The following is a 6412-nucleotide window of genomic DNA, read 5'->3' as shown; positions in this document are numbered from 1 at the left end:
GAGCTTTTAAATCTATCTTATGACTCAAATTTATATGCGCAACATACAATCTTTACCGGAGAAGACGACTCCGCTAATCCATCTATATATGAGTACGACAACGGAATCTTTGCAAGAAACTATCATGTTTTCTCTGCATCAACACAGTTGACAAAGGCGTATGAGGAGAGTACTCATGTAATAGATTTAGGCGCAACGTATCAAAAAGAAGGCTCAAAAACGGAGCAAGGGTATTATGAGGATTATAAAGAGTATACTGATTATTGTAAGCTGCCTGCAAATAAGTTAGACCCTGTATGTGAATTTTATAATATCTCTGAGATAGAGGAGAATTTGCAGTTATATTTCTCACACTATCTTTACGACTCCGAAGGTAAGCAGATCTTTTATCATAGACTCTCACAGAACTATTCATATGAAGATGTGGGTGGAGGAGCAGGCGAACTTGAAAACGAGCTTGATTACCAGATAGCTGAGAATATTAACTTTTATAACAATATGTTTTATAATTATGACGAGAGCGCTTTTTCCAAAAATTTTAATAAAATATCATACAATAATCAGAGTTTTAATATTGGATTATCACACATGTACAAAGATAGTTTCTTGCCCCAGACCTCTACTTATACGCCGATTACTAATTATATGACTTCAAGTGTAAGTTATAAATATAACAAGCACTACTCTTACCATTTTAGACTTGATTATGACCTTGAGAGAAGTGATAAAAAGAGTTTTGAAGTTGGATTTTTATATCAAAAAAGATGCTGGGACTTTGGACTTACATATCTTGAAAACAATAGACCAATTCTTAACCAAGATGGGCTCTCAGACTCTGTGTATGACAGATTTATATATCTGACAATTAGGCTTAAGCCTATTATGAAAAATGAGGGCAGATTATCTGGTTTTGTATATAGACTGCCTGATAAATCAGAGGCAAACTAAGTAATGATAAAATATAAAAATATACTCAAAAATAGAGCAGATGCGGCAAAAAGACTTCAGGAAGTTGTACCTATGCAAAAACTAAAAGATGAGAACTGGAAGCTAGTAGCGGTATCTAGAGGTGGCTTGGAGCTAGCCCATCAACTTAGAGGTAAGTATAAAAATAGTATTGATTTTCTTTTTTCAGAAGCAATATTGGCGCCAAATAACAGTGAGTGTGAGATAGCTAGAGTCTGCGAGGGAGAGGAGATTGTTATAAACGAGAATCTTGTAGATGCTTTTGAAATAAAATATGACTATATTTATGGTGAAGCGCGTAGGAAAAATGAAGAGAAGATTCTTAGTTATATATATCAATATAGAAAGGGAAGACCTTTTGCATCAATGAATAGTCAAGTAGTTTTATTGGTTGATGAAGGAAGTGAGACGGGACTAAAGTTTGTAACTGCACTTAAGATGATTTTGGCCATGAGACCAAAGGCGGTATATATTGCAGTTCCTATTATACCGAGTGATGTTTTAGAGTCCTTAGAGCCATTTACGGATAATATATTTTTTCTCTACAATATAGATGATTATGTTGAAACATCTCTCTATTATGAAGAGTTGCAAAAGGTAGATGAAGATACGATAGAGAAAATATTAGGAGAAAAAAGTGAAGTATGATATAAAAGTAGAGCTAGAAAATAGAAGCGAAGAGTATTCGTTTAGTGAAGTTGCAAAACAGGCTAATGGAGCTGCTTGGGTAAAGAGCGGCGATACCGTTATTTTAGCAACAGTTGTAATAGATGAGACAGAGATAGTAAAAGATGATTTTCTTCCATTAACAGTACAGTATATTGAAAAAACATATGCTGCAGGTAAGATTCCCGGCGGATTTTTTAAGCGTGAGACAAAGCCGAGTGATTTTGAAACTTTGACTTCTCGCATAGTTGACCGCTCTCTTCGTCCACTTTTTCCTAAAGGCTTCGGGCACCCTACACAGATAACAATTATGACATTTAGTGTTGATTCTGAGGCTGATTTACAGGTATTGGCTTTAAATGCAGCTTCCGCAGCTCTATATGTAAGCGATATAGACATCAATAAGTCTGTCTCTGCAGTAAGGGCATCCATGGTCGATGGGGAGTTGGTTTTAAATCCTACTTTATCAGAGTTAAACAACTCCACTTTGGATCTATACCTATCTGGAACAAAAGATGAGCTTTTAATGATTGAGATGAGAAGTATCGGCTCAGAGAAGATAGATAATGCCCTTGTTGTTGATCCACTGTTAGATCCTACAATGAGTGCACCTTTTATTACTACACATGCCTCAAATGCACTGCCCGAAGATGAGCTTATAAAAATTTTACAAAAGACGCAAGAGCTTCTTTTTGAGAGTAATATCAAGTATGAAGATGCATTTAAAGAGTTTAAAAAAGAGACAAAAGAGATAGGGTATAAATCTCATGTGATAAATGAAGATATGGTCGGTTATGTAAGAGAAAAACATCTATCAGATATAAAAGATGCTATGAATCAGATGGCAAAATCAGAGCGTTCAACTGCTCTAAGAGCACTTAGAAAAAAAATTATGCTTACACAAGAAAAATGGGATGAAGTAGAACTTAAAGATGCAATAGAAAAAGTCAAAAAAGAGCAGGTAAGAGCACAGATTTTAAATGATAAAATCCGTGCTGACGGTAGAGCTTTAAATGAGATAAGACCAATATCTATAAGCACAAACGTTCTTCCTCGCGCACATGCATCATGTCTGTTTACCCGTGGAGAGACTCAAGCGTTGGTTGTTCTTACAATGGGTGGATCAAAAGATGCACAGATGTTTGAAACCCTTACCGACGATGGTGTGCAAAACGAGAACTTTATGGTTCACTATAATTTTCCCGGTTTTAGCGTCGGGGAAGCTTCTCCGGTTATGGGGACAAAAAGAAGAGAGCTAGGACATGGTAATTTAGCTAAAAGAGCACTAGAGCCAATCGTCAATCTTGATGGGCAGACAGTTCGCCTTGTTTCAGAGATACTAGAATCAAACGGCTCCTCTTCTATGGCAACTGTTTGTGGTGGTTATATGGCCTTAAGAGCAGCTGATATTGACACTTCAGAGACTGTAGCAGGGATTGCTATGGGTATGGTAAGCGAAGGAAATAACTACGCAATTTTATCAGATATTATGGGCTTAGAAGATCATGACGGCGATATGGATTTTAAGGTAACCGGCTCTAAAGATGGCATAACTGCTATGCAGATGGATATAAAATTAGGCGGGATTAGTTTAAATGTTTTAAAAGAGGCGCTTTATCAGGCAAAAGAGGGAAGAGCACATATTATAGATATTATGCAAGAAGCTGAGAAAAAAATTGAATTTAATGATGGTGTTTTGCCAAGTACAGACTTTTTTCATATTAACCCAAGTTTTATAGGCGAGATTATCGGTCAGGCAGGTAAAACAATTCGTGAGATAATTGATAAGTTTGAAGTAGCAATCGACATAGACAAAAAAGATGGAAAAGTTAAAGTAACAGGCAAGAGTAAAAGTGGAGTACAAGCTGCCAAAGAGCATATTGAAGGTATTGTTAATGCTCCAAAGAGTCCAAAAATAGAGTATAAAGTTGGCGATAAATATAAGGGAGTCGTTAAGAAAATAGTCGATTTTGGTGCATTTGTAGAGCTTCCGGATGGTACGGACGGGCTTATTCATATCTCTAAAATATCAGACCAAAGAGTAGATAAGGTTAGTGATGTGTTGAGTGAAGGCGAGGAGATAGATGTTGAGATATTAGAGTTTAAAGGTAACAAGATATCTTTAGGCAGAGCATAAGAGAATATTTAGCATTTTTTTAGTATAATCCGCCCATCAATTTCTAGTAGGGAAATCTAGGCATTTATGTTTAGGTTGCGCCATTTTGATGTCGTTACGCTATCCGAAAGAATTTGTAATAATTTTAATGGAGAAACTTATGAAAAAAGTTCTATTTTTAATGGTAGCTCTTGCTACTGCAGCATTTGCTAATGATGGCGATGTTGCTAACCAAACTCTAAAAGCATACTCAATGATCGCTGCCGGTCTTGGTCTTGGTCTTGCTGCTCTTGGTGGAGCTATCGGTATGGGTCATACTGCAGCTGCTACAATCGCAGGTACAGCACGTAACCCAGGTTTAGGGGCTAAACTAATGACAACTATGTTTATCGCTCTTGCGATGATTGAAGCGCAGGTTATCTACGCACTTGTAATTGCTCTAATCGCACTTTACGCAAACCCTTACTTAGGTTAATAAATCGAAGTAACCCCTCTGTTGACCTTCGGGTCAACATTTTAAATCTTTCTTTTTATGCGATCGTGGTGGAACGGTAGACACGCTACCTTGAGGGGGTAGTGCCTTACGGGTGTGAGAGTTCAAATCTCTCCGATCGCACCATAATTTAAAAATCTATCTTGAAAATAAAAATCCAAAGCTTATTCTGCTTTGATGATGATTGTAATCTACTAAGCTTGCCCCATATCCGTTAAACAGCTTGATATACCAGAAGTTATTTTTTGACCTACCAATTGGGTACGACCACTCAGCTTTAAGAGAGCCGTTGTTATTACCGTTAAATTTAAGATTGTTTCGCCATGTTAAGTCAAACTGATGTTTTTTAAGAAAGTAGTTTATCTTTAGATGTCCATGCCCAAGATAGGAAGTGATATCTTTATTGTTATCTCCGGCATCAACAGCTGAGGCTCTAATTGTTGTTATCAAGTTTTTGTGTTGAAAAACAAAATCTACAAAAAGTTGATTCCACTCTCTTGATAAGGGATCTCCCATTCCATTTGATTCATGCCAAAACCCAATTTTAAGAGCTTTTGGTATATATTTAGAGTCTATTTTATCTTGAAGAGGTAGTGTTAGCCATATCTCGGGTCTATAATTTGTCTCACGAAAAGGAGCTGAATCAGAGTAAAATTGCCACCATACTTCTTGCGTATATCCAAATGAAATTATCTCGTTTAGATTAAAGAAGTTGTAGCTTATAATCTTCTTTAGGCTTATCTGAAATTCCACTTCAGTATTATTGTTAAACTCACCGTATCCTGGGTATTGCAGAGGGTCTCTTTGCTCAAAATCTTCTGTTGTGTAGGAGAAAGGGACTAAAAAAGTTTTTTCATGAGGAAGCATGCCAAAGTTGCTAAATATTTGACTCATCATACTCTCTCGTTCATCCAAATCTTTTGGTGCATCAAGATACTCAAATAAAAATTGTTTCATAGCTCTATCGCTACTTGATTCAGTTGAGCTATCTATACTTTCTTGAGCCTGTAATTGGGAGCTAAAACAAAAGAGTAGAGATAGTGAAAATAGTATAGTTTTTATATTGGTATATTTAAAGTATTTCATTATTCTATAATCTAAAGATAATCTTTGCTTTTTAAAACTAAGCGCAAAAAATTATAAACATCAATTGGGTTAATCTGTTTATGTATATACATTATAGCCTCCTATAATATTATTTTTGGTAGCATATCATATATTATGTTTGATTTACTTGGAGAGTATTTATGAAAATTGCCAAAAATACAACAGAGCTAATAGGTAATACCCCGTTAGTTAGATTAAATAAAGCTTCAGCGCTTACCGGAGCTAATATAATTGCAAAGTGTGAGTTTATGAATCCAACAAGTTCTGTAAAAGATAGAATCGGTTTTAATATGATTAGACGTGCTATGGAGGCAGGTAAAATAATAGAGGGAACAACAGTTATCGAGCCAACTAGTGGCAATACAGGAATTGCACTTGCTTCAAATTGCGCTGCACTTGGCTTAAAACTGATTTTAACTATGCCGGAATCTATGAGCTTAGAGAGAAGAAAGCTTTTAAAAGCACTAGGAGCAGAACTTGTATTAACTCCAGCTGCTTTAGGGATGAGCGGTGCAATACAAAAGGCCAATGAGCTACAAGAGGAGATTTCAAACTCAATAGTTCTACAACAGTTCAATAACCCTTCAAATCCAGAGATTCATGAGCTAACAACAGCAAAAGAGATACTTCAAGATAGTGATAAAAAACTTGATGCGTTTGTAGCAGCGGTAGGAACCGGAGGGACACTGAGCGGAACATCAAAGGTATTAAAAGCAAAGATACCAAATATTGCAATCTTTGCAGTTGAGCCTGAGAGTTCTGCCGTTTTATCAGGAGGGTGCGCAGGTCCACATGTTATACAAGGAATAGGCGCAGGATTTATACCTGAGATATTAGACACATCAATATACGATGAAGTTGTAAAAGTAAGCAATGAGGATGCAATAAATACAGCAAAAATGTTAGCAAGCCAAGAGGGTCTGCTAGTCGGTATATCTGCAGGAGCAAATGTATTTGCAACAATGCAGATTGCTTCAAGGGCAGAGTTTAAGGGCAAAACACTTTTAACAATTCTTTGTGATACCGGCGAGAGGTACTTAAGCACAGAACTTTTTGATGAGTAG

The 6412-nt window shown here is 36.5% G+C and carries 5 protein-coding genes, 1 tRNA gene and 1 pseudogene; 6 read left to right on the top strand and 1 reads right to left on the bottom strand.

Annotation, left to right across the window (positions count from 1 at the left end; translation table 11 throughout):
• The 5 genes and pseudogenes from M0Q20_RS10720 to M0Q20_RS10700 form a co-directional block, all read left to right on the top strand.
• A pseudogene (locus M0Q20_RS10720) lies at positions 1–948 on the top strand (LPS-assembly protein LptD); the annotation flags it as partial.
• A gap of 3 nt (positions 949–951) precedes the next feature.
• Positions 952–1614 carry a phosphoribosyltransferase gene (locus tag M0Q20_RS10715; protein WP_295061776.1) on the top strand — a complete coding sequence of 221 codons (663 nt, stop codon included), beginning with the start codon at positions 952–954 and terminating at the stop codon, positions 1612–1614.
• Positions 1604–3769: a polyribonucleotide nucleotidyltransferase gene (locus tag M0Q20_RS10710; protein ID WP_295061775.1), complete on the top strand. Its 2166-nt coding sequence runs from the start codon at positions 1604–1606 to the stop codon at positions 3767–3769. Before M0Q20_RS10715 ends, M0Q20_RS10710 begins: the two co-directional genes overlap by 11 nt.
• A gap of 139 nt (positions 3770–3908) precedes the next feature.
• Positions 3909–4223: a F0F1 ATP synthase subunit C gene (locus tag M0Q20_RS10705; protein WP_295061773.1), complete on the top strand. Its 315-nt coding sequence runs from the start codon at positions 3909–3911 to the stop codon at positions 4221–4223.
• 59 nt (positions 4224–4282) lie between these two features.
• Positions 4283–4367 (top strand) — tRNA-Leu (locus M0Q20_RS10700).
• 12 nt (positions 4368–4379) lie between these two features.
• Here the strand turns inward: M0Q20_RS10700 and M0Q20_RS10695 are convergent.
• A complete protein-coding gene (locus tag M0Q20_RS10695; RefSeq protein WP_295061772.1) occupies positions 4380–5198 on the bottom strand; it encodes a phospholipase A in 819 nt (272 codons plus the stop codon).
• 290 nt (positions 5199–5488) lie between these two features.
• Here M0Q20_RS10695 and cysK point away from each other — a divergent pair, with 290 nt between their 5' ends.
• Complete coding sequence (gene cysK, locus M0Q20_RS10690) at positions 5489–6412, top strand: cysteine synthase A (RefSeq protein WP_295061770.1); 924 nt, start codon at positions 5489–5491, stop codon at positions 6410–6412.

Source organism: Sulfurimonas sp. (assembly GCF_023229025.1).
Classification (GTDB): domain Bacteria; phylum Campylobacterota; class Campylobacteria; order Campylobacterales; family Sulfurimonadaceae; genus Sulfurimonas.
The sequence above is the reverse complement of the archived record's forward strand: the minus strand, read 5'-3'. Positions and strand labels throughout refer to the sequence as shown.

Excerpts from the sequence above, each read along its gene's own strand:
- M0Q20_RS10705 (WP_295061773.1), top strand. The coding sequence starts at position 3,909 with ATGAAAAAAGTTCTATTTTTAATGGTAGCTCTTGCTACTGCAGCATTT.
- M0Q20_RS10695 (WP_295061772.1), bottom strand. The coding sequence starts at position 5,198 with ATGAAACAATTTTTATTTGAGTATCTTGATGCACCAAAAGATTTGGAT.
- M0Q20_RS10715 (WP_295061776.1), top strand. The coding sequence starts at position 952 with ATGATAAAATATAAAAATATACTCAAAAATAGAGCAGATGCGGCAAAA.
- cysK (WP_295061770.1), top strand. The coding sequence starts at position 5,489 with ATGAAAATTGCCAAAAATACAACAGAGCTAATAGGTAATACCCCGTTA.